This is a genomic window from Cupriavidus sp. FW306-1B-F12B (genome assembly GCF_058781795.1).
The window spans coordinates 1-19,305 of the sequence record NZ_JBYSXC010000015.1; the positions used below are offsets into that span (position 1 = coordinate 1).

The 19,305-nt window shown below is 68.4% G+C and carries 18 protein-coding genes; 14 read left to right on the top strand and 4 right to left on the bottom strand.

Going from position 1 to position 19,305, the window contains the following annotated elements; all coding sequences use genetic code 11:
* The 12 genes from AC3WLE_RS22800 to AC3WLE_RS22855 form a co-directional block, all read left to right on the top strand.
* Positions 1 to 1,388, top strand: a 1,388-nt coding sequence (locus tag AC3WLE_RS22800) for a motility hub landmark protein FimV (protein ID WP_492363595.1), incomplete at its 5' end; no start/stop codon positions are given.
* 149 nt (positions 1,389 to 1,537) lie between these two features.
* A complete protein-coding gene (gene truA / locus AC3WLE_RS22805) occupies positions 1,538 to 2,356 on the top strand; it encodes a tRNA pseudouridine(38-40) synthase TruA (protein WP_492319832.1) in 819 nt (272 codons plus the stop codon).
* Positions 2,343 to 3,086 carry a phosphoribosylanthranilate isomerase gene (locus AC3WLE_RS22810; protein WP_492356200.1) on the top strand — a complete coding sequence of 248 codons (744 nt, stop codon included), beginning with the start codon at positions 2,343 to 2,345 and terminating at the stop codon, positions 3,084 to 3,086. Before truA ends, AC3WLE_RS22810 begins: the two co-directional genes overlap by 14 nt.
* A gap of 124 nt (positions 3,087 to 3,210) precedes the next feature.
* Positions 3,211 to 4,404 carry a tryptophan synthase subunit beta gene (trpB, locus tag AC3WLE_RS22815; RefSeq protein ID WP_010814634.1) on the top strand — a complete coding sequence of 398 codons (1,194 nt, stop codon included), beginning with the start codon at positions 3,211 to 3,213 and terminating at the stop codon, positions 4,402 to 4,404.
* Positions 4,404 to 5,330, top strand: a complete 927-nt coding sequence (locus AC3WLE_RS22820) for a DNA-methyltransferase (protein ID WP_492319834.1) — start codon at positions 4,404 to 4,406, stop codon at positions 5,328 to 5,330. The genes trpB and AC3WLE_RS22820 overlap by 1 nt, the downstream gene beginning before the upstream one ends.
* Before the next feature lies 1 nt (position 5,331).
* Entirely contained in the window at positions 5,332 to 6,129 is a 798-nt protein-coding gene (gene trpA, locus AC3WLE_RS22825) for a tryptophan synthase subunit alpha (RefSeq protein ID WP_492356201.1), read from the top strand.
* 180 nt (positions 6,130 to 6,309) lie between these two features.
* The gene (gene accD / locus AC3WLE_RS22830; RefSeq protein WP_340521382.1) at positions 6,310 to 7,182 is read left to right on the top strand and encodes an acetyl-CoA carboxylase, carboxyltransferase subunit beta; all 873 of its coding nucleotides are present in this window, start codon (positions 6,310 to 6,312) and stop codon (positions 7,180 to 7,182) included.
* A 157-nt stretch (positions 7,183 to 7,339) separates the two neighbouring features.
* Entirely contained in the window at positions 7,340 to 8,650 is a 1,311-nt protein-coding gene (gene folC / locus AC3WLE_RS22835; RefSeq protein WP_492356202.1) for a bifunctional tetrahydrofolate synthase/dihydrofolate synthase, read from the top strand.
* Positions 8,651 to 8,758: 108 nt separating this feature from the next.
* A complete protein-coding gene (locus AC3WLE_RS22840; protein WP_316150772.1) occupies positions 8,759 to 9,484 on the top strand; it encodes an SPOR domain-containing protein in 726 nt (241 codons plus the stop codon).
* A 42-nt stretch (positions 9,485 to 9,526) separates the two neighbouring features.
* On the top strand, positions 9,527 to 10,024 hold the full coding sequence (locus tag AC3WLE_RS22845) for a CvpA family protein (protein WP_010814640.1): 498 nt from the start codon (positions 9,527 to 9,529) through the stop codon (positions 10,022 to 10,024).
* Positions 10,025 to 10,128: 104 nt separating this feature from the next.
* The gene (gene purF, locus AC3WLE_RS22850) at positions 10,129 to 11,658 is read left to right on the top strand and encodes an amidophosphoribosyltransferase (RefSeq protein ID WP_013957403.1); all 1,530 of its coding nucleotides are present in this window, start codon (positions 10,129 to 10,131) and stop codon (positions 11,656 to 11,658) included.
* A gap of 340 nt (positions 11,659 to 11,998) precedes the next feature.
* Positions 11,999 to 13,204 (top strand): O-succinylhomoserine sulfhydrylase, encoded by a 1,206-nt coding sequence (locus tag AC3WLE_RS22855; protein ID WP_492352067.1) that lies wholly within the window; start codon positions 11,999 to 12,001, stop codon positions 13,202 to 13,204.
* Between the two features lie 4 nt (positions 13,205 to 13,208).
* Here AC3WLE_RS22855 and AC3WLE_RS22860 read toward each other — a convergent pair whose 3' ends face one another.
* Positions 13,209 to 13,454: a hypothetical protein gene (locus AC3WLE_RS22860; protein WP_340521393.1), complete on the bottom strand. Its 246-nt coding sequence runs from the start codon at positions 13,452 to 13,454 to the stop codon at positions 13,209 to 13,211.
* 56 nt (positions 13,455 to 13,510) lie between these two features.
* Here AC3WLE_RS22860 and sugE point away from each other — a divergent pair, with 56 nt between their 5' ends.
* Complete coding sequence (gene sugE, locus AC3WLE_RS22865) at positions 13,511 to 13,831, top strand: quaternary ammonium compound efflux SMR transporter SugE (RefSeq protein ID WP_018309438.1); 321 nt, start codon at positions 13,511 to 13,513, stop codon at positions 13,829 to 13,831.
* 20 nt (positions 13,832 to 13,851) lie between these two features.
* Here the strand turns inward: sugE and AC3WLE_RS22870 are convergent, their stop codons facing one another.
* The 3 genes from AC3WLE_RS22870 to rpsU all read right to left on the bottom strand — a co-directional run bounded on the left by AC3WLE_RS22870 (position 13,852) and on the right by rpsU (position 16,055).
* Positions 13,852 to 14,715: an ABC transporter permease gene (locus AC3WLE_RS22870; RefSeq protein WP_492352066.1), complete on the bottom strand. Its 864-nt coding sequence runs from the start codon at positions 14,713 to 14,715 to the stop codon at positions 13,852 to 13,854.
* A gap of 14 nt (positions 14,716 to 14,729) precedes the next feature.
* Positions 14,730 to 15,641 (bottom strand): nodulation factor ABC transporter ATP-binding protein NodI, encoded by a 912-nt coding sequence (gene nodI, locus AC3WLE_RS22875; protein ID WP_026200447.1) that lies wholly within the window; start codon positions 15,639 to 15,641, stop codon positions 14,730 to 14,732.
* Positions 15,642 to 15,842: 201 nt separating this feature from the next.
* Positions 15,843 to 16,055, bottom strand: a complete 213-nt coding sequence (gene rpsU / locus AC3WLE_RS22880) for a 30S ribosomal protein S21 (protein WP_010814647.1) — start codon at positions 16,053 to 16,055, stop codon at positions 15,843 to 15,845.
* A 390-nt stretch (positions 16,056 to 16,445) separates the two neighbouring features.
* Between rpsU and AC3WLE_RS22885 the strand changes: the two genes are divergently transcribed.
* A complete protein-coding gene (locus AC3WLE_RS22885) occupies positions 16,446 to 19,295 on the top strand; it encodes a DUF4118 domain-containing protein (RefSeq protein ID WP_492352064.1) in 2,850 nt (949 codons plus the stop codon).
* Positions 19,296 to 19,305: the final 10 nt, after the last annotated feature.

Here is a 19,305-nt window from a genome sequence, read left to right on the forward strand (position 1 = left end):
CAGCGGTGGCAGCGGCCCCCGCTTCGCAGCCGGCTGCCGCCGTTCCTGCCAGCGCAGCGCAGGCCGCCGCCGCCGCGTCGGCCCCCGCTGCCAAGCGTCCGCCGGTGGTGGCCCAGCCCGAGCCGGTGCCCGAACCGTCGTTCATCGATGGCCTGCTGGCCAACCCCATGCTGCTGCCCGGCGGTGGCCTGCTGGTGGCGCTGCTCGGCGTCTATGCGATCTATCGCCGCCGCCAGCAGCAGAAGGCGAGCGAGGCGACCGGCTTCGGCGACAGCATCCTGTCGCAGGAAAGCACGGTGATGGCCGGTGCCAATTCGCTGTTCGGCACGGCCGGGGGGCAGAGCGTCGACACCTCGCAGCACAGCGTGTTCGGCGCGGACTTCCGCATCGGCAACAACACGCCGGAAGCCAACGAGGTCGACCCGATCGCCGAGGCCGAGGTCTATATCGCCTATGGGCGCGATGTGCAGGCGGAGGAAATCCTGCGCGAAGCCCTGGAGAAGAACCCGGAGCAGCAGCCGGTGCGGCTCAAGCTCCTGGAGATTTACAGCAACAGACAGGATGTGGAAGGTTTCCGCGTGATTGCAGAAGAAATGTTCGCCCAGACCGGCGGACACGGGGCGGAATGGCTGAAGGCAGCAGAAATGGGGCGCGCGCTCGAGCCAGGCAACGCGCTCTTCCTGGCGGTGACGCCCGAAGCGGCGGGGCCGGATACGACATCGCCGGCAACCGACCAGTGGCGCACCCAGGACCCGTCGCAGAATCCGGCCTCGATCCCGCGGCTGGAGCCGTCGCTGGGTGACCTGGCGCTGCCGCTGGATGCCTTCCCGGCCCCGGCGGCCGGCGAGCCGATCGTGGCGCCTGCTTCCGCGGCGATGGTGTTTGGCGCTGACGCGCACGACGCCGGCGAGCCGGTGCGGCTGGATCTCGGCCTGCCGGGCACCGGCGCCGACCCGCTTGCCGACGACGTTCCCACCCTCGACACGCCGACCCGCGGCCGTCCGCTGGAGTTCGACATGTCGGGGCTGTCGCTTGACCTGGGCAGCGCCCCGCAAGCCGATGCCGGCGGCAAGGACGTGCCGGACGAGGCCACCTTGCCGCTGCCCGCCACCACCATGCTGCGCGACGGCAAGCTGGTCGAGCCGATCGACCTGTCGCGCGTGGCGCCTGAAACCGGCGGCGACCTCACGCACGGGGGTTCGCCGAGCACGCTGTCGGTCGACGGCGTGGACGGCGGGCGCGACATGCAGATCAAGCTTGACCTGGCTCGTGCCTATATCGAGATCGGCGACAAGGAAGGGGCGCGCGAACTGCTGCAGGAAGTGGTCGAGCAGTCGCAGGATCCGCTGCAGGCGGAGGCCCGTTCGCTGCTGCTGGAAGTGGCCTGAGCTATCATTGACGGTCCGGCCGCGGCACGCGCTGCCGCAGCCTGAAGCGATGCGCCGGAAGCGTCCCTTCCGGCGCATTTGCTTTTTCGGCGGACCTGGCGTGGACCACTGCGCCCGGACGTACCCGCCGCCTTGCCTGATCCCCTGACATGAACCGCATCGCTCTTGGCCTGCACTACGACGGCACCGCCTTTTCCGGCTGGCAGTCGCAGCCGCACCGCAATACCGTGCAGGATCACCTGGAAGACGCCATCGAGCGCTTTGCCGGCGTGCGCCTGCTGACCACCGTGGCGGGGCGCACCGATACCGGCGTGCATGCGCTCGGCCAGGTCATCCACCTGGACACGGCGCTCGAGCGCGAGCCATTTTCCTGGGTGCGCGGCGTCAACGCCTTCCTGCCGCCGTCGATCGCGCTGCAATGGGCGCTGCCGGTGGACCAGGGTTTCCACGCGCGTTTCCTGGCGTTCGAGCGCATGTATTACTACGCGCTCTACACCGGGCCTCACCGCGTGCCGCTGGTGCACGGCCGCGCCGGCTACCAGATGCTGCCGCCGGGCCAGCGGCTCGACGTCGACGCCATGCGCGAGGCCGCCGCATGCCTGCTCGGCGAGCATGACTTCTCTGCCTTCCGCGCCGCCGAATGCCAGGCCAAGTCGCCGGTCAAGACCATGTACGACGTCACCATCAAGGATGACGGCAACTGGGTGTTCCTGCGCTTTCGCGCCAGCGCCTTCCTGCACCATATGGTGCGCAACCTGATGGGCTGCCTGGTGGCGGTGGGGCGCGGACGCTACCCGGCGCACTGGCTGGCGCAGGTGCTGGCCGGGCGCGAGCGCAAGCTGGCGGCGCCGACCTTCATGCCGGACGGCCTCTACCTGGTCGGCGTCAAGTATCCTGATCCTTACCAGATCCCCGCGGCCGATCCGTCCGCGAGCCTGTTCCATGGAGTGTTCGATGACGCAGCCTGAGGCCGCCGAAGGCAGCACGGCGGGCAGCACAGTGCACATGCCGGCCCGCACCCGCATCAAGATCTGCGGCCTGACGCGCGAGGACGACGTGCGCGCGGCCGTGGACGCCGGCGCCGACGCCATCGGGCTGGTGTTCTACCCGAACAGCCCGCGCTACGTCGACGTGGCGCGCGCCGCCGCGCTGGCCGAGGCCGCCGGGCCGTTCGTGGCGATCACCGGGCTGTTCGTCAATGCCGACCTGGAGGACATCGCCCATGTGGCCGAGCGCGTGCCGCTGACGCTGCTGCAGCTGCACGGCGACGAGACCCCGCAGTTCTGCTCGCAGGCGTCGCAACGCTGCCGGCTGCCATTCCTGCGCGCCGCCCGTGTGCGCCAGGGCCTCGATTTGGTAGAATTTGCCGATCAATACCGTGATGCCGCTGCCTTGCTGCTCGATGCCTTCGTCGAAGGCTACGGCGGTGGCGGCCACGTCTTCGACTGGACCCTGATTCCCCCGGCATGGCTTCCGCCTACTCCCCCGGTACCAGCTACCGGCAACCCGAACGCAAGCGGCGCTCCTCGCATCGTTTTGAGTGGTGGGTTGAACGCGCAAAACGTCGCTGGCGCGATTGAACGCGTGCGGCCCTACGCTGTGGACGTCAGCAGCGGGGTAGAGGCCGCCAAGGGCGTGAAGGACCACGCCCGCATCGCCGCGTTCGTGCGCGCTGTGCGCAGTGCCGAGGCAGGATGAGCCGGGCCGTGTCCCGCGTCTTTCCCCATGCCGCCCGTGGCCTGCCGCATGCGCGCACACGCATCGCAGTCAACCATGCGCCCTTGCCGGATGAGGCAAGGCCGCTGTTCCGAAGAGTCTAGACATGTACGACCTGCCCGATTCCCGTGGCCATTTCGGCCCCTATGGCGGCACCTTCGTGTCCGAAACGCTGGTCCACGCGCTCGATGAGCTGCGCGAGGCCTATGCGCACTACCAGAAGGATCCGGAGTTCGATGCCGAATACCGCCGCGAACTGAAGCACTTTGTCGGCCGCCCGTCGCCGATCTACCACGCGCAGCGCTGGAGCGAGACGCTCGGCGGGGCGCAGATCTATTTCAAGCGCGAAGACCTGAACCATACCGGCGCGCACAAGATCAACAACGTGATCGGCCAGGCGCTGCTGGCCAAGCGCATGGGCAAGCCGCGCGTGATCGCCGAGACCGGGGCAGGGCAGCATGGCGTGGCCACTGCCACCATCGCCGCGCGCTTCGGCATGGAGTGCGTGGTCTACATGGGGGCCGAGGACGTCAAGCGCCAGGCCGCCAACGTCTACCGCATGAAGCTGCTGGGCGCCACCGTGGTGCCGGTGGAAAGCGGCTCGCGCACGCTCAAGGACGCGCTCAATGAAGCCATGCGCGACTGGGTCACCAACGTCGAGAACACCTTCTACATCATCGGCACCGTGGCCGGCCCGCATCCGTACCCGATGATGGTGCGCGACTTCCAGTGCGTGATCGGCGAGGAAGCCAAGGTGCAGATGCCGGAGATGACGGGACGCCAGCCGGATGCCGTGATCGCCTGCGTCGGCGGCGGCTCCAATGCCATGGGCATCTTCTACCCGTATATCGAGCACCAGGACGTGCAGCTGATCGGCGTGGAAGCCGCCGGCGACGGCCTCGACACCGGCCGCCACGCGGCCTCGCTGACCGGCGGCACGCCGGGCGTGCTGCACGGCAACCGCACCTACCTGCTGCAGGACGCCAACGGCCAGATCATCGAGACCCATTCGGTGTCGGCCGGCCTGGACTACCCGGGCGTGGGCCCCGAGCATGCCTGGCTCAAGGACAGTGGCCGTGCGCAGTACGTGCCGATCACGGATGAGGAAGCGCTCAAGGCCTTCCACGACTGCTGCCGCATCGAGGGCATCATCCCGGCGCTGGAATCGAGCCACGCCATCGCCTATGCCTGCAAGCTGGCGCCGACGCTGCCCAAGGACAAGCTGCTGCTGGTGAACCTGTCCGGCCGCGGCGACAAGGACATGCACACCGTGGCCGAGCGCGCGGGGCTCAAGCTCTGATGCGCGCGCTGCCTCCGACCGGACTTGCCGTGGGCGGCGCGGGTGCACCGGATGCGTCCGGTGCGCCCGATTCCGCCCAGTTGCGCCTGTTCCAGGAAGACATGTTCGAGGGCATTGCCCGCCTGCCGGACGGCTCGGTCGACCTGATCGTCGCCGATCCGCCCTATGGGCTGGGCAAGGACTACGGCAACGATTCCGACCTGCTGTCGGGCCAGGAGTATCTGGACTGGTCCGAGCGCTGGATGAACGCGGTCGTGCCCAAGCTCGCGCCCAAGGGCACGCTCTACCTGTTCTGCACCTGGCAGTATTCGCCCGAGCTGTTCGTGATGCTCAAGCGGCGCCTGACCATGATCAACGAGATCATCTGGGACCGCCGCGTGCCCAGCATGGGCGGCACCACGCGCAAGTTCTCGTCGGTGCACGACAACATCGGCTTTTTTGCGCGCGCGCGCGACTACTACTTCGATCTCGACCCGGTCCGCATTCCCTACGACCCCGAGACCAAAAAGGCGCGCAGCCGTCCGCGTTTCGAAGGCAAGAAGTGGCTCGAGGTGGGCTACAACCCGAAGGACCTGTGGAGCGTCTCGCGCATCCACCGCCAGGACCCGGAGCGCGCCAACCACCCGACGCAGAAGCCGCTGGAGATCGTCGAGCGCATGGTGCTGTCAAGCTGCCCCCCGGGCGGCCTGGTGCTGGATCCGTTCGCCGGCAGCGGCACCACCGCGGTGGCCTGCCTGCGCCACGGACGGCGCTTTGCCGGCTTCGAGATCAATCCGGAGTATGTGCAGGTGGCGTGCGGCCGTGTGTCCGCCGCCGCCGCGGCTCTTGCCGTCACGAGCGCGGCGGCCGAGCCTGCCGCCACCCCAACCCTGGCCGCCGCCAACGACGATGTCTCGCCGGCGCCGCGGCCTCACCTGATTCCCTGATATGTCCCGTATCCAGAAGACGTTCGCGGCGCTGGCCGCGCAGCAGAAGAAGGGCCTGATTCCGTTTATCACCGCCGGCGATCCCGAGCCCGGCCTGACCGTGGCGCTGATGCATGCGCTGGTGGCGGGCGGCGCCGACGTGATCGAGCTGGGCGTGCCGTTCTCCGACCCGATGGCCGACGGCCCGGTGATCCAGCGCGCCTCCGAGCGCGCGCTGGCGCAGGGCGTGTCGCTGACCCAGGTGCTGCAGTGGGTGCGCGAGTTCCGCAAGACCAATGCCGACACCCCGGTGGTGCTGATGGGCTACGCCAACCCGATCGAGTGCATGGGCGAGCAGGTCTTTGCCGCCGCCGCGCGCGAAGCCGGCGTCGACGGCGTGCTGGTGGTCGACTATCCGCCCGAGGAGTGCGAGTCATTCGCCACGCTGATGCGCGACAACGGCATGGACCCGATCTTCCTGCTGGCGCCGACTTCGACCGATGCCCGCATCGAGGCCGTGGCGCGCGTGGCCAGCGGCTACCTGTACTACGTGTCGCTCAAGGGCGTGACCGGCTCGGCCGCGATCGACCTGGACAGCGTGGCGGCGCGCCTGCCGCTGATCAAGCAGCATGCCAACCTCCCGGTGGGCGTGGGCTTCGGCATCCGCGACGCGCAGACCGCGCGCGCGATCGGCAGCGTGGCCGATGCCGTGGTAATCGGCAGCCGCCTGGTGCAGCTGCTGGAGGACACGCCGCGCGAACAGGCGGTGGCGACGCTGCAGGCGTTTATCGCCGAGATCCGCCAGGCGCTGGATAGTTGAAGTGATCTAATGCCGGCCTGATGAAACTTCAGAAGTGCGTCAATGTGCGCAAATCGCGCGTTGCGCTTCGAGGTCACCGGGCCGGCATGGTAAATTCGCGGGTTGATTCCCTGCCATCTGCCAACAGGCGTCCCGACACCGGGCTTGCCGGCGGACCGCAGTCATCCGAAAGGAGCTTTCATGAGCTGGTTGGATAAACTCCTGCCCCCCAAGATTCAACAGACCGACCCCAGCACCCGCAAGGGCATCCCTGAGGGATTGTGGGTCAAGTGCCCGTCGTGCGAGTCCACCCTGTACCGGACCGACGTCGAGGCCAACCTGCACGTCTGCCCCAAGTGCGACCACCATATGCGCATCAGCGCCCGGGCGCGCCTGGACGGGCTGCTGGACGCCGAAGGCCGCTATGAGATCGGCCAGGAGATCGTGCCGGTCGACGCACTCAAGTTCAAGGATTCCAAGAAGTACCCGGACCGCATCAAGGCCGCCATGGAAGACACCGGCGAGACCGATGCCATGGTGGTGATGGGCGGTGCCATCCACACCATCCCGGTGGTGGTGAGCTGCTTCGAGTTCGAGTTCATGGGCGGTTCGATGGGCTCGGTGGTGGGTGAGCGCTTCGTGCGCGGCGCGCAGGCAGCGCTGGAGCAGAAGGTGCCGTTCATCTGCTTTACCGCCACCGGCGGCGCGCGCATGCAGGAAAGCCTGCTGTCGCTGCTGCAGATGGCCAAGACCACCTCGATGCTGAACCAGCTGAGCGCGGCCAAGCTGCCGTTCATCAGCGTGCTGACCGACCCGACCATGGGCGGCGTGTCGGCCAGCTTCGCCTTCCTGGGCGACGTGGTGATCGCCGAGCCCAAGGCGCTGATCGGCTTTGCCGGCCCGCGCGTGATCGAGCAGACCGTGCGCGAGAAGCTGCCGGAAGGCTTCCAGCGCTCGGAGTTCCTGATCCAGAAGGGCGCCATCGACATGATCGTCGACCGCCGCAAGATGCGCGCGGAACTGGCGCAGCTGCTGGCGCTGCTGCAGAAGCAGCCGGCCGACGCGGTGGCATAACAACGTCTGCATGGCAGATCAAGGGCGCGGGTGGTTGACGCGCCTTTCGCTTTTCTTGGCCGCCCCGGCAGCTATCTCGGGGCCGGGCGCAAGCCTGGCCTTGACTTTGCCGCTGGCTGGCCAAATCTGGTAGCAACAGCTTTTCCTCGCACCCCACATGCCTGTCTTCCATACGCTCCCCGAATGGCTTGCCCATCTCGAAACCGCCCATCCCGTGGGCATCGACATGGGCCTGGCGCGCATCACGCGCGTGAAGGAGGCCCTCGGGCTGCGCATCGACGCCGTGGTGCTCACGGTGGGCGGCACCAACGGCAAGGGCTCTACCTGCGCGATGCTCGAGCGCATCCTGCTGGAGGCCGGCTACAAGGTGGGCTGCCATACCTCGCCGCACCTGATCTCGTTCAACGAGCGCGCCCGCATCAATGGCGAGATCGCCACCGATGCGCAGCTGCTGCCGCATTTCGAGGCGGTCGAGCGCGCGCGCAACAGCTTTGCCGACCCGGTCAGCCTGACCTACTTCGAGTTCACCACGCTGGCGATCATCCATGCCTTCGCCGCGGCCGGGCTGGACGCGATCATCCTGGAAGTGGGCCTGGGCGGGCGCCTGGACGCGGTCAACGTGATCGATACCGACTGCGCCATCGTCACCAGCGTCGATATCGACCATACCCAGTACCTGGGCCATACGCGCGAGGAGATCGGCTTCGAGAAGGCCGGCATCTTCCGCCCGGGCGTGCCCGCGATCTGCGGCGACCCGATGCCGCCCAAGTCGCTGGTGGCGCACGCCGAGGCCGTCGGCGCCGAGTTGTGGCTGGTGGGGCGCGACTACCATTTCCACGCCGCCAAGGGCCAGGAGCGCCAGCAATGGGACTGGAGCGGCGGCGGGCGCAAGCTTAACGGCCTGGGCTACCCGGCGCTGCGAGGCGCCAACCAGCTGCTCAACGCGGCGGCGGCGCTGGCCGCGCTGCAGGCCATGCGCCCGCGCCTGCCGGTCAGCGCACAGGAAGTGCGCAACGGCCTGGCCTTTGTCGAGCTGCCGGGCCGCTTCCAGGTGCTGCCGGGCCGCCCGGCGGTGATCCTGGACGTGGCGCACAATCCGCATGCAGCGGCCACGCTGGGGCAGAACCTGGAGAACATGGGGTTCTTCCGCTACACCTATGCGGTGTTTGGCGCGATGCAGGACAAGGACATCGCCGGGGTGCTGCAGCACGTGGCCGACAAGGTCGACCACTGGTGCCTGTGCGACCTGCCGACCGAGCGCGCCGCCAGTGCCGCGGACCTGCTCGCCAAGCTGGAGGCGGGCGGATTCCGCCCCGGCCCGGACGCCACCGCGGCCTGCTTCTCCAGCCCCGAGGCGGCATTCCGCGATGCCATCGAGCGAGCCACCGAGAATGATAGAATTCTGGTCTTCGGATCGTTCTATACCGTCGCCGGCGTGATGGCCTATCGTGCCACGCAGGCTAACTGAAGCAGGCGCCCCGGCGCCCGCTGACCTGGCAACCCCGGCGGCCTTGGCCGATCAATGAGCGGCAAACGCAACGAGCGGCCCCACAAGGCCGTATCACCGAACCAATCTATGGGCCTGCTTTCGCTGTTTTCTTCCCGCAAGGGCAACGACCCGGCACCCGAGCGTGCGCGGCGCCAGCGCACCGACACGGGTGCAGGCATCGCCTCGTCGCGCCGTCTGGCCGATGACTATGCCGACGATACGCTCGACCCCGAATTCCCGCAGAAGCAGCGCGCGCGCCGCCGCCTGATCGGCGCCGTGGTGCTGATGGTGGCCGCCGTGATCGTGCTGCCGATCGTGTTCGAGACCAAGCCGCGGCCGGTGTCCGAGGACGTCTCGGTAAAGGTCGCAAACGGGGTCACCGGCGCGCAGGGGGCGCAGAAGCCCCGCGTCGAGCCGCGCAAGGCCGACCCGCTGCCGCCCACGCCGGCGGCGCGCAATGATGCCGAGGCGCTGGACGCCGGCGAAGAAATCGTCAGCGCGCCCAAGCCCGCGGCCACTGCCGCAGCCGCCGCGGACAAGCCCGCGCAACGGGCTGAAGCCAAGCCCGAAGCCAAGCCGGGCAGCGGCAAGTACCTGATCCTGATCGGCGCTTTTTCTTCCGAAGAACGCGCCAAGGGCTGGCTGGCCAAGCTCAAGGCGAGCAAGGTCCCGGCCTATGTCGAAAAGAAAATGCTGGCCGATGGCGAGCGCATCCTGCTGCGTGCCGGCCCCTTCAGCGACCGTGACGCCGCCGACGCTGCCGACAAGCGCGTGCGCGCGGTGGGGCTGACCTCGAAGGTCGTGGAACAGTAAGGGGCAAGCACGGCCGGCGCCTGTGCCCGGCCGCAAGCAACGATGCAGCCGACTTTCTTCGACTATGCCGTGGTCTTCATCCTGCTGGCCTCGGGCGTGCTCGGCGTGCTGCGCGGCCTGGTGCGCGAGGTGCTCTCGCTGATCGGCTGGGTGGTGGCGTTCTGGGTGGCGTTCCGCTATGGCGCGGTGGCCGCGGGCTGGATGCCTGAATCGATGCCTGGCGGCGAGCTGGCGCGCCATGCGCTGGGCTTCGTGGTGCTGCTGATCGGCACCGTGCTGGGCGCCTCGCTGGCTGGCATGGTGGTCGGGCAGCTGCTGGAGAGCACCGGGCTCAAGCCCGCCGACCGCGGGCTGGGGCTGATGTTCGGCCTGCTGCGCGGCGTGCTGCTGGTGATGGTGATGGTCACGCTGGCCAGCCTGACCAAATTGCCGGAAGAACCGTTCTGGCGCGACGCGGTAAGCCGCCCTTATGTGATGCAGGCCATGGAATCGGTGAAGCCATGGCTGCCGCCGGAGCTGGCGAAGTACGTCAAGACATGAAGCCGGGCATGGTGCCCGGTCGGTAGTACGCAGGCCTTTGGGTCCGGGGGATTTCCGGACCAGGCTGCGCCCCCTGATTCAAAGCCTTTCCTGGGAGCTTGGCAATGTGCGGTATCGTCGGTGTGGTTTCAGCCACGCCTGTCAACCAATTGATTTACGACAGCCTGCTGTTGTTGCAACATCGCGGACAGGATGCTGCCGGCATCGCCACCGCCAACGGCAGTACTTTCCACATGCACAAGGCCAACGGCCTGGTGCGCGATGTCTTCCGCACCCGCAATATGCGCAGCCTGCCGGGCGCCGCCGGTATCGGCCAGGTGCGCTATCCGACCGCCGGCTCGGCATCCAGCGAGGAAGAAGCGCAGCCGTTCTACGTGAACGCGCCCTATGGCGTGATCCTGGCGCATAACGGCAACCTGACCAACTGGGAGCAGCTGCGCGAGGAGATGTTCCGCCGCGACCGCCGCCACATCAACACGCATTCGGACACCGAAGTGCTGCTGAACGTGCTGGCCGACGAGCTGCAGCGCGCCAGCAACGGCATGGCGCTGGACCCCGACACCATCTTCACGGCGGTCAGCGGCCTGCACCGCCGCGTGCGCGGCTCGTACGCCATCGCCGCGCAGATCGCCGGCTACGGCATGCTGGCGGTGCGCGACCCGTTCGGCATCCGCCCGCTGTGCCTGGGCAGCGTCGAGACCCCCACCGGCAAGGAATGGATGGTGGCATCCGAGTCCGTGGCGCTGGAAGGCATCGGCTACAAGCTCGAGCGCGACGTGGCGCCGGGCGAGGCCATCTTCATCGACCTGGACGGCAAGCTCTACACCAAGCTGTGCGCCGAGAACGCGGTGCTGACGCCGTGCATTTTCGAGTACGTCTACCTGGCCCGCCCGGATTCGTGCATCGACGGCGTGCCGGTCTATGACGCGCGCCTGCGCATGGGCGACTACCTGGCCGAGAAGATCCGCCAGGAAGTGTCGGCCGGCGATATCGACGTGGTCATGCCGATTCCCGATTCCAGCCGTCCGGCCGCGATGCAGGTGGCCAACCGCCTGGGCGTGAACTACCGCGAAGGTTTCTTCAAGAACCGCTACGTCGGCCGCACCTTCATCATGCCTGGCCAGGCGGTGCGCAAGAAGTCGGTGCGCCAGAAGCTCAATGCCATGGGCGTGGAGTTCAAGGGCAAGAACGTGCTGATCGTCGATGACTCGATCGTGCGCGGCACCACCTCGTTCGAGATCGTGCAGATGGCGCGCGACGCCGGCGCCAACAAGGTGATCTTCGCCTCGGCCGCGCCGCCGGTGAAGTACCCCAACGTGTACGGCATCGACATGCCGACCCGCAGCGAGCTGGTGGCCCATAACCGCACCCACGAAGAGATCGCGAAGATCATCGGCGCGGACAAGCTGGTGTACCAGGACGTGGAAGCGATGAAGCAGGCCGTGCGCGACATCAACCCGGCGCTGAAGGACTTCGATGCTTCGTGCTTCGATGGCCGCTACATCACCGGCGATATCGACGAGGCCTACCTGAACCGCCTCGAAACGGCGCGCAGTCAGGCCGACCGCGACGGCACCAATGGCGACACCGAGCGCTCGCAACTGCACCTGCAGCGCTCCGGCGGCAACGAGTAAGCCGTGCCGCCGCTGTCCGCGCGTTGACGAATGAGGAGCCCGGCCGTAACATGGCCGGGCGTCGATTTGATAGTCAGCTTGCGGACGCGGGTCCAGCCCGAAACAGCTAAAGAGATGGCGGTCAGCAACGATTCCCGATGCGCAGTGCCTTCGCGGCGCAGCGATTTCCGGAAGCCGGCCGCCACAGCCTGAAGCCGAAGGCCATTCGCAGAACAGCAAGCCCGTCGATCCGACCACCCGATCGCACGGGCTTTTTTCATGGCCGCGCGCCGGTCCACCTGGCCGGCGCCGGCTCGTCGAAACCATCGCATTCGCGCGGGTACGACCGCGCCCCACCAGCATGAATGAACCGCTCAACCCCGAATCGCTCGGCATCGACACCCTCGGCGTGCGCGCCGGCACGCTGCGCAGCGAATTCATGGAGCACTCCGAGGCCATCTACCTGACCTCGAGCTTCTGCTTCCACAGCGCGGCCGAGGCCGCCGAACGCTTCGCCAACTCGGAAGAGGGCTTCACCTACTCGCGCTTCACCAACCCGACCGTGTCGATGTTCCAGTCGCGCCTGGCAGCGCTGGAAGGGGCGCAGGCCTGCATGGCGACCGCCTCGGGCATGAGCGCGATCCTGTCGGTGGTGCTGTCGTCGATGCAGGCGGGCGACCACCTGGTCAGCTCGCGCGCGATCTTCGGCTCGACCATGACGCTGTTCGGCAATATCTTCTCGAAGTTCGGCGTCGAGACCACCTTCGTCGACCCGAGCGACCTGAGCGCATGGCGCGCCGCGGTGCGCCCGAACACCAAGCTGTTCTTCCTGGAAACGCCGTCGAACCCGCTGACCGAAGTGGCCGATATCGCCGCCGTGGCCGACATCGCCCACGACGCCGGCGCACTGCTGGTGGTCGACAACTGCTTCTGTTCGCCGGCGCTGCAGCAGCCGATGAAGTTCGGCGCCGACATCGTGGTGCATTCGGCCACCAAGCATATCGACGGCCAGGGCCGCGTGCTGGGCGGCGCGGTGCTGGGCACGCACGACTTCATCATGGGCAAGGTGTTCCCGTTCGTTCGCACCGCCGGCCCGACGCTGTCGGCGTTCAACGCCTGGGTGCTGCTCAAGGGCATGGAGACGCTGGCGATCCGCATGGAACGCCATTCGGCCAGCGCGCTGGCGCTGGCGCAGTTCCTGGAATCGCATCCGGCGGTGGCGCGCGTGTTCCACCCGGCGCTGAAGTCGCACCCTCAGCACGAGATCGCCATGCGCCAGCAAAGCGGCGGCGGCGCGATCGTGTCGTTCGAGCTGAAGGGCGCCACGCCCGAGCAGCAGCGCGCCAATGCCTGGCGCGTGATCGACAACACCCGGCTGTGCTCGATCACCGGCAACCTGGGCGACACCCGCACCACCATCACGCACCCGTACACCACCACGCACGCGCGCGTGAGCCCCGAGGCCAAGGCGGCCGCGGGCGTGGGTGAAGGGCTGATCCGGCTGGCGGTGGGGCTGGAGTCGGTCGAGGACCTGAAGGCCGACCTGCTGCGCGGCCTGGGCGACTGAGGGTCTATTGCGCCGGCTGCGCTGGTTGTGGCGACGGGGGCGGCGCGGGTTCGTCGCTGCCGGCCACGGCCTTCACGCCTGCGGCCGTGACGTCGTAGGTGGTGCTGACCGCGGTCGTTGCCACGCTGACGGCGGCCGATCCGACGGTAGCGACCGTCGACACCGCGGCACTGCCCACCGCCATCACCATGCACCCGGCCAGTGACGCCGTGGCACATGCGGCCGCCAGCGCCAGGACGGTGCGCTGCAAGGTGGCGGAATCTCCGCTATCGTTGCGCACGTTGCGACGCAATCCGAGAAATCGATATGGCATGGACACTGCTGGCCCTGGCAGGGCTGTTCGAGGTGGTGTGGGCGATCGGGCTGAAGTACACCGAAGGTTTTACGCGGCTGGTGCCCAGCGTTATCACGCTGATCGGCATGGCCATCAGCGTGGTGCTGCTGGCGCTGGCGCTGCGGCATATCCCGGTCGGGACCGGCTATGCGGTCTGGACCGGGATTGGCGCGGTCGGCACCGCGATCCTCGGCATCATACTCTTCAATGAGCCCGCCACCGCGGCGCGGCTGGCCTGCATCGGCCTGATCGTGTGCGGGATTGCCGGGCTCAAGCTGGTGGGCAGCGCCTGAGGGCCCGGCATGCGGCAGCCTTAGCGCAGCAGCCGGCGGCGCAGCAGCACCAGGCACACTACCAGCGCCACCACTGCATAGGCGCCCAGTACCGCCAGGTGCAGGCCGACATCCTCCGACGGACGGCCCAGCATCAGCGGCCGGATCAGCGCCACCGCATGAGCCAGCGGCAGTACCTTGGTGGCTGCCTGCACGCCTTCGGGCAACTGTTCCAGCGGGAAGAACACGCCCGACAGCAGCAGCATCGGCGTCATCACCAGGGTCTGGTAGAACATGAAGAAATCGTAGCTGGGCGCCAGCGCGGTGACGATCATCGCCAGCGCCGCAAAGGCAATGCCGGCCAGCACGATCACCGGCAGCGCCAGCAGCGCGCCGGGCATCTGCGCATAGCCGAGCGCGCCCGCCACCAGCATGATGGCCAGCCCGGACAGCACCGCCTTGCTGGCCGCCCACGCAATCTCGCCCAGCACCACGTCGCCCAGCGTCAGCGGGGCATGCATGATCGCCTCCCAGGTGCGCTGCACGTGCATGCGCGAGAACGCGGAATACATCGACTCGAAGCTGGCCGACATCATCACGCTGGATGCGGTGGTGCCGGCGGCCAGGAAGGCGATATACGACACGCCGTCGACCTGGCCCACCATCAGCCCCAGCCCGAGGCCGAGGCCGAACAGGTAGATCATCGGGTCGGCGAGGTTGCCGATCATCGACGGGATGGCCAGCTTCTTCCACACCATGTAGTTGCGGTACCAGACCATCATCCAGTTGCGCAGGTTGCGCGGCAGCAGCGGCTGCGGATAGCGCTGGCGCGGCGTCGCGGCGGCGTGGCCGCCGGCGGCCGCGGGGGCAGTGGTGGTATCCGCGCGGGGATCCTGTTCGCTCATGTCAGTCCCTCGGTTCAGTCCCGCATCTCGCGGCCGGTCAGCTTGAGGAACACGTCCTCCAGGTTGGCCGGGCGGTGCAGGTAGCGCACGCCGTTCCTGCCGTGCAGTGCCGCCAGCAGCGGGGCGGGTTCGCGCACATAGCAGAACAGCGTCTCGCCGCTCATTTCAGTACGTTGCGCCAGCGGCGTCAGGCTGCCGCGCAGCGTGTCCAGTTCATCGCCATAGACCTCGACCACGTCGCAGCCGATCTGGCTGTCGATCAGCTCGTGCGGCTTGCCTTCGGCAATCTTGCGCCCGCCGTCGATCACGCACAGGTAGTTGCACAGCCGCTCGGCCTCTTCCATGAAGTGCGTGGTCAGCAGGATGGTCTTGCCGCTGGCCATCAGCGACTTCAGGCGCTCCCAGATCAGGTGGCGCGCCTGCGGGTCCAGGCCGGTGGTGGGCTCGTCCATCACCAGCAGGTCGGGGTCGTTGATCAGTGCGCGCGCCACGGTCAGGCGCCGGCGCATGCCGCCGGAGAGGTCGCGCACCTGGGCATCGGCGCGGTTTTCCAGCCGGGCGAATTCCAGCAGCATCGGCACGCGCCGTTCGATCTCGGCCGACGACAGCCCGAAGTAGCGCCCGAAGATGCGCAGGTTCTCGATCACCGAGAAATCCGGGTCGAGGTTGTCGAACTGCGGCACCACGCCCACGCGCATGCGCGCCTGCGGCGCGCGCTCGGGGATGGGCTCACCGCACAGCGTGAGCGTGCCGGCCATGGGCGTGGTCAGGCCCAGCAGCAGGCGCAGCGTGGTGGTCTTGCCGGCGCCGTTGGGGCCCAGCAGGCCGAAGCACTGGCCGCGAAATACCTGGAGATCGAGGTCGTCGACCACGACCGTGTCGCCGTATTGCTTGCGCACCTTGCGCAACTCTAGGATGGCAGTCAAGGCAGGGTCCGGTGTGGCGCCGCACGGGCGCAATATCCGCCATTATGCCGGTCATCGGCGCAATGCTCAGGTGGCGCAGTGCAGCAAAAGCCGCGGCGGCAAGGCGCAGCGGGGGCTGGCCTGCGCGCGAGGCATAAAAAAACCGCCAGCGAACTGGCGGTTTTTTATGCCCGGCGGTGCCAGGCGGCGAAGCGTACCGGATCAGTACATCTTCTTCGGCAGCATCTGCATGCGCAGGCGCTTGCGCAGACGTGCTTCGGCGGCCTTCTTCTTGCGCTTGCGCTCGGTCGTCGGCTTCTCGTAAGCGGTGCGGCTCTTGAGTTCAACGATCAGGCCAGTCTGCAGAATGGCGCGACGGAAGCGCCGCATTGCAACTTCAACGGGCTCACCGGGTTTCAAGACGATCTTAGTCAATTCAGTCCTTTAGGGGATTGCCGCAAGGAGCGGCTGGTTCACACGGGGGGAAACTGCGGTCGCCGGAGCGACTGGTATTGCACGCCGGGCTAATGCCCTGGTGCGCCCCCGCGAACCTGAAAGATGTGGACGTTTCAGTCCGTGCAACCAGTGTCAGGGGTGATAGCGCCAGGTCCTATACAACTGGAGCCTGACAGTACCGGTTTCCATGAATGCTATACGCCCGTAACTATGGCATGTATACGACTGCACTGTCAAGAATGTAGTGCAATGCGCGCGCGGGGCGTATCATCGGAAATCGCTATTAGTCTGCCTTGGCGCACTTTAGGCCGGCGCCTGCGTGGCACAATCTGGCTGCGCCCCCGCCGCTGCGAGGCAAGCGCGCCCACCATGCCTGAGCCGCGCCAACCCGACGATCCCCGCCCCGACCCCGACCACCTGCTGCAGCGCATGCAGGCGGCCGGCGCACGCGCCGCGCGCGGGCGCCTGCGCATTTATTTCGGCGCTTCGGCCGGCGTCGGCAAGACCTTCGCCATGCTGGCGGCGGCGCGCGCGCTGCGCGAGCAGGGCGGCGACGTGGTGGTGGGCGTGGTCGAAACCCATGGCCGCGCCGAGACCGAGGCACTGGCCGAAGGCATCGAGCGCGTGCCGCTGCGCCGCGTCGACTACCGCGGCCGCACGCTGCAGGAATTCGATCTCGATGCCGCCCTCGCGCACCGCCCCGCGCTGATCCTGGTGGATGAGCTGGCGCACAGCAACGCGCCCGGCAGCCGCCACCCCAAGCGCTGGCAGGACATCGCCGAGCTGCTGTCGGCCGGCATCGATGTCTGGACCACGGTCAACGTCCAGCACCTGGACAGCCTGAACCAGGCGGTGGCCGGCATCACCGGCCTCCGCGTGCGCGAGACCGTGCCCGACGCGGTCTTCGACGATGCCGGCGAGGTGGTGCTGGTCGACCTGCCCGCCGACGAGCTGCTGTGCCGCCTGCGCGAAGGGCGCGTGTACGTGCCCGAGCAGGCCCGCCATGCCGTGCAGCATTTCTTCCGCAAGGGCAACCTGATTGCGCTGCGCGAGCTGGCGCTGCGCCGCACTGCCGACCGCGTCGACGACGACGTGCGCGCCTACCGGCAGGAAGCCTCGATCGAACCGGTCTGGCGCACGCGTGAAGCGGTGCTGGCCTGCGTCGGCCACGGCAGCGATGCCGCGCAGGTGGTGCGCAGCGCGCGCCGGCTGGCCGGGCAGCTCGATTGCGACTGCCATGTGGTGACGGTGTCGGTGCCGCGCCTGGCACCCGTGCCCGACGCCCAGCGCGAGCAGCTCGACCAGGCCATGCGGCTGGCCGAGGCGCTGGGCGCGCGTACCGAAACGCTGGCCGGCAGCGACATGGTGGCGGCGGTGGCCGGCTATGTGCGGCGGCACAACCTGACCAAGGTATTGATCGGCCGCACGCCGGCGCGCTGGGCCGATGGCGGGGCTTCATTGTCCGGCCGCATGCACGCGCTGATGGCGCGCGCGCTGGCGCCATGGCTGGGCGCGCGCGCGTGGCTGTTCGGGCGCACCAGTTTTGCCGATGCGCTGGCTGCGGCGTGTCCCGAGATCGACGTGATCCGCGTGGCGGCCGACAGCGTCCGGCAGGACACCTCCGGTGATGCGCCCATGCTGCCCGGCACCGAGCCGCCGCGGGCAGAAGCCGCGCCTGCGCAGTGGCCGGGCCTGCTGTGGGCGGTGGCCTGGTGCGCCGGCGCCACCGCGCTGTCGGCGCTGGCGCGGCCTTGGTTCGACCTGGTCAATATCGCCATGCTGTTCCTGCTGGCGGTGGCCGGCGTGGCGCTGCGCCACGGACGCGCGGCAGGGGCGTTCGCCTCGCTGGTGGCGGTGGGGGCGTTTGATTTCTTCTTCGTGCCGCCGCAGCTGTCGTTTGCGGTCAGCGACGTGCAATACCTCGTGACCTTCCTGGTGATGCTGGCAGTCGGGCTGGTGATCGGCCAACTGACGGCCGGCCTGCGCGAGCAGGCCCAGGTATCGGTGCAGCGCGAGACCGATGCGCGCACGCTGTACGAGCTGGCGCGCGAGCTGTCGGCGGCGCTGACCGACGCGCAGATCGTCGGCATCGGCAGCCGCTTCCTGCGCGCGGCGTTCGATGCGCGTGCCGCGTTTTTCCTGGTCGGCGCGGACGGCCGGCTGCTGCCCGCGGCCACGGATCCCGAGGCCGGCCGTGCGGCACAGAGCGATGCCGTCGACCACGTGTTGGCGCAATGGGTCTTCAACCACGGCCAGCCGGCCGGCACCGGCACCGACACGCTGCCTTCCGGCACGGTGCTGTACCTGCCGCTGAAGGCGCCGATGCAGGTGCGCGGCGTACTGGCGGTGGAGCCGCGCGCCTGGCGCGCGTTTGCGCAGCCCGCGCTGCGGCGCCAGGCCGATGTCTTTGCCACGCTGATCGCGATTGCGATCGAGCGGCTGCACTATGTCGAGGTGGCGCAGCAGGCGCTGCTGACGATGGAGTCCGAGCGCCTGCGCAGCTCGCTGCTGGCCGCGGTGTCGCATGACCTGCGCACGCCGCTGACCAGCCTGATCGGCATGGCCGAGACCCTGCAGCGCGGCACGATGCCGCTGGCGCCGGAGGTGGCCGAGACCGTCGGCGCCATGCGCGACCAGGCGCGCCGCATGCACGCGATGGTGGCCAACCTGCTCGACATGGCGCGGCTGCAAAGCCGCAGTGTGGCGCTGCGCAAGGAATGGCAGTCGTTCGAAGAACTGGCCGGCGCGGCGCTGGCGTCGCTGCGCGATGCGCTGGCGCGGCACCGCGTGGTGGTGGCCGACCTGTCGGCGCTGCCGCTGGTGGCATGCGATGGCGTGCTGATGGAGCGCGTGCTGTGCAACCTGCTGGAGAATGCGGCCAAGTACACCGCGCCGGGCACCGAGATCCGCGTGCGCGGCGAGCTCTCCGATGACGCCGTGCACCTGGTCGTCGAGGACGACGGCCCCGGCGTGCCGGCGGCGATGGCGCGGAAGGTGTTCGAGAAATTCACCCGCGGCGAGCGCGAGTCCGCCACCAGCGGGGTGGGCCTGGGGCTGGCCGTGTGCGAGGCCATCGTGCAGGCGCACGGCGGCAGCATCCGCGTCGAGCCGGTGCATGCTCGGGCGCAGGGCGAAGGCACCGGCGCGCGCTTCGTGGTCACGCTGCCGCGCGGCAACCCTCCAGTGCTGGAACCGGAAGCGGCCGGCTTGCCGGCCTGAAACCGACAAC

Bases quoted from the DNA above. Each gene is read 5' to 3' on its own strand.
- truA (WP_492319832.1), top strand. From the start codon at position 1,538: ATGAACCGCATCGCTCTTGGCCTGCACTACGACGGCACCGCCTTTTCC.
- trpB (WP_010814634.1), top strand. From the start codon at position 3,211: ATGTACGACCTGCCCGATTCCCGTGGCCATTTCGGCCCCTATGGCGGC.
- AC3WLE_RS22840 (WP_316150772.1), top strand. From the start codon at position 8,759: ATGGGCCTGCTTTCGCTGTTTTCTTCCCGCAAGGGCAACGACCCGGCA.
- trpA (WP_492356201.1), top strand. From the start codon at position 5,332: ATGTCCCGTATCCAGAAGACGTTCGCGGCGCTGGCCGCGCAGCAGAAG.
- AC3WLE_RS22820 (WP_492319834.1), top strand. From the start codon at position 4,404: ATGCGCGCGCTGCCTCCGACCGGACTTGCCGTGGGCGGCGCGGGTGCA.
- AC3WLE_RS22885 (WP_492352064.1), top strand. From the start codon at position 16,446: ATGCCTGAGCCGCGCCAACCCGACGATCCCCGCCCCGACCCCGACCAC.
- folC (WP_492356202.1), top strand. From the start codon at position 7,340: ATGCCTGTCTTCCATACGCTCCCCGAATGGCTTGCCCATCTCGAAACC.
- purF (WP_013957403.1), top strand. From the start codon at position 10,129: ATGTGCGGTATCGTCGGTGTGGTTTCAGCCACGCCTGTCAACCAATTG.
- AC3WLE_RS22870 (WP_492352066.1), bottom strand. From the start codon at position 14,715: ATGAGCGAACAGGATCCCCGCGCGGATACCACCACTGCCCCCGCGGCC.
- AC3WLE_RS22855 (WP_492352067.1), top strand. From the start codon at position 11,999: ATGAATGAACCGCTCAACCCCGAATCGCTCGGCATCGACACCCTCGGC.
- AC3WLE_RS22845 (WP_010814640.1), top strand. From the start codon at position 9,527: ATGCAGCCGACTTTCTTCGACTATGCCGTGGTCTTCATCCTGCTGGCC.
- sugE (WP_018309438.1), top strand. From the start codon at position 13,511: ATGGCATGGACACTGCTGGCCCTGGCAGGGCTGTTCGAGGTGGTGTGG.
- AC3WLE_RS22810 (WP_492356200.1), top strand. From the start codon at position 2,343: ATGACGCAGCCTGAGGCCGCCGAAGGCAGCACGGCGGGCAGCACAGTG.
- accD (WP_340521382.1), top strand. From the start codon at position 6,310: ATGAGCTGGTTGGATAAACTCCTGCCCCCCAAGATTCAACAGACCGAC.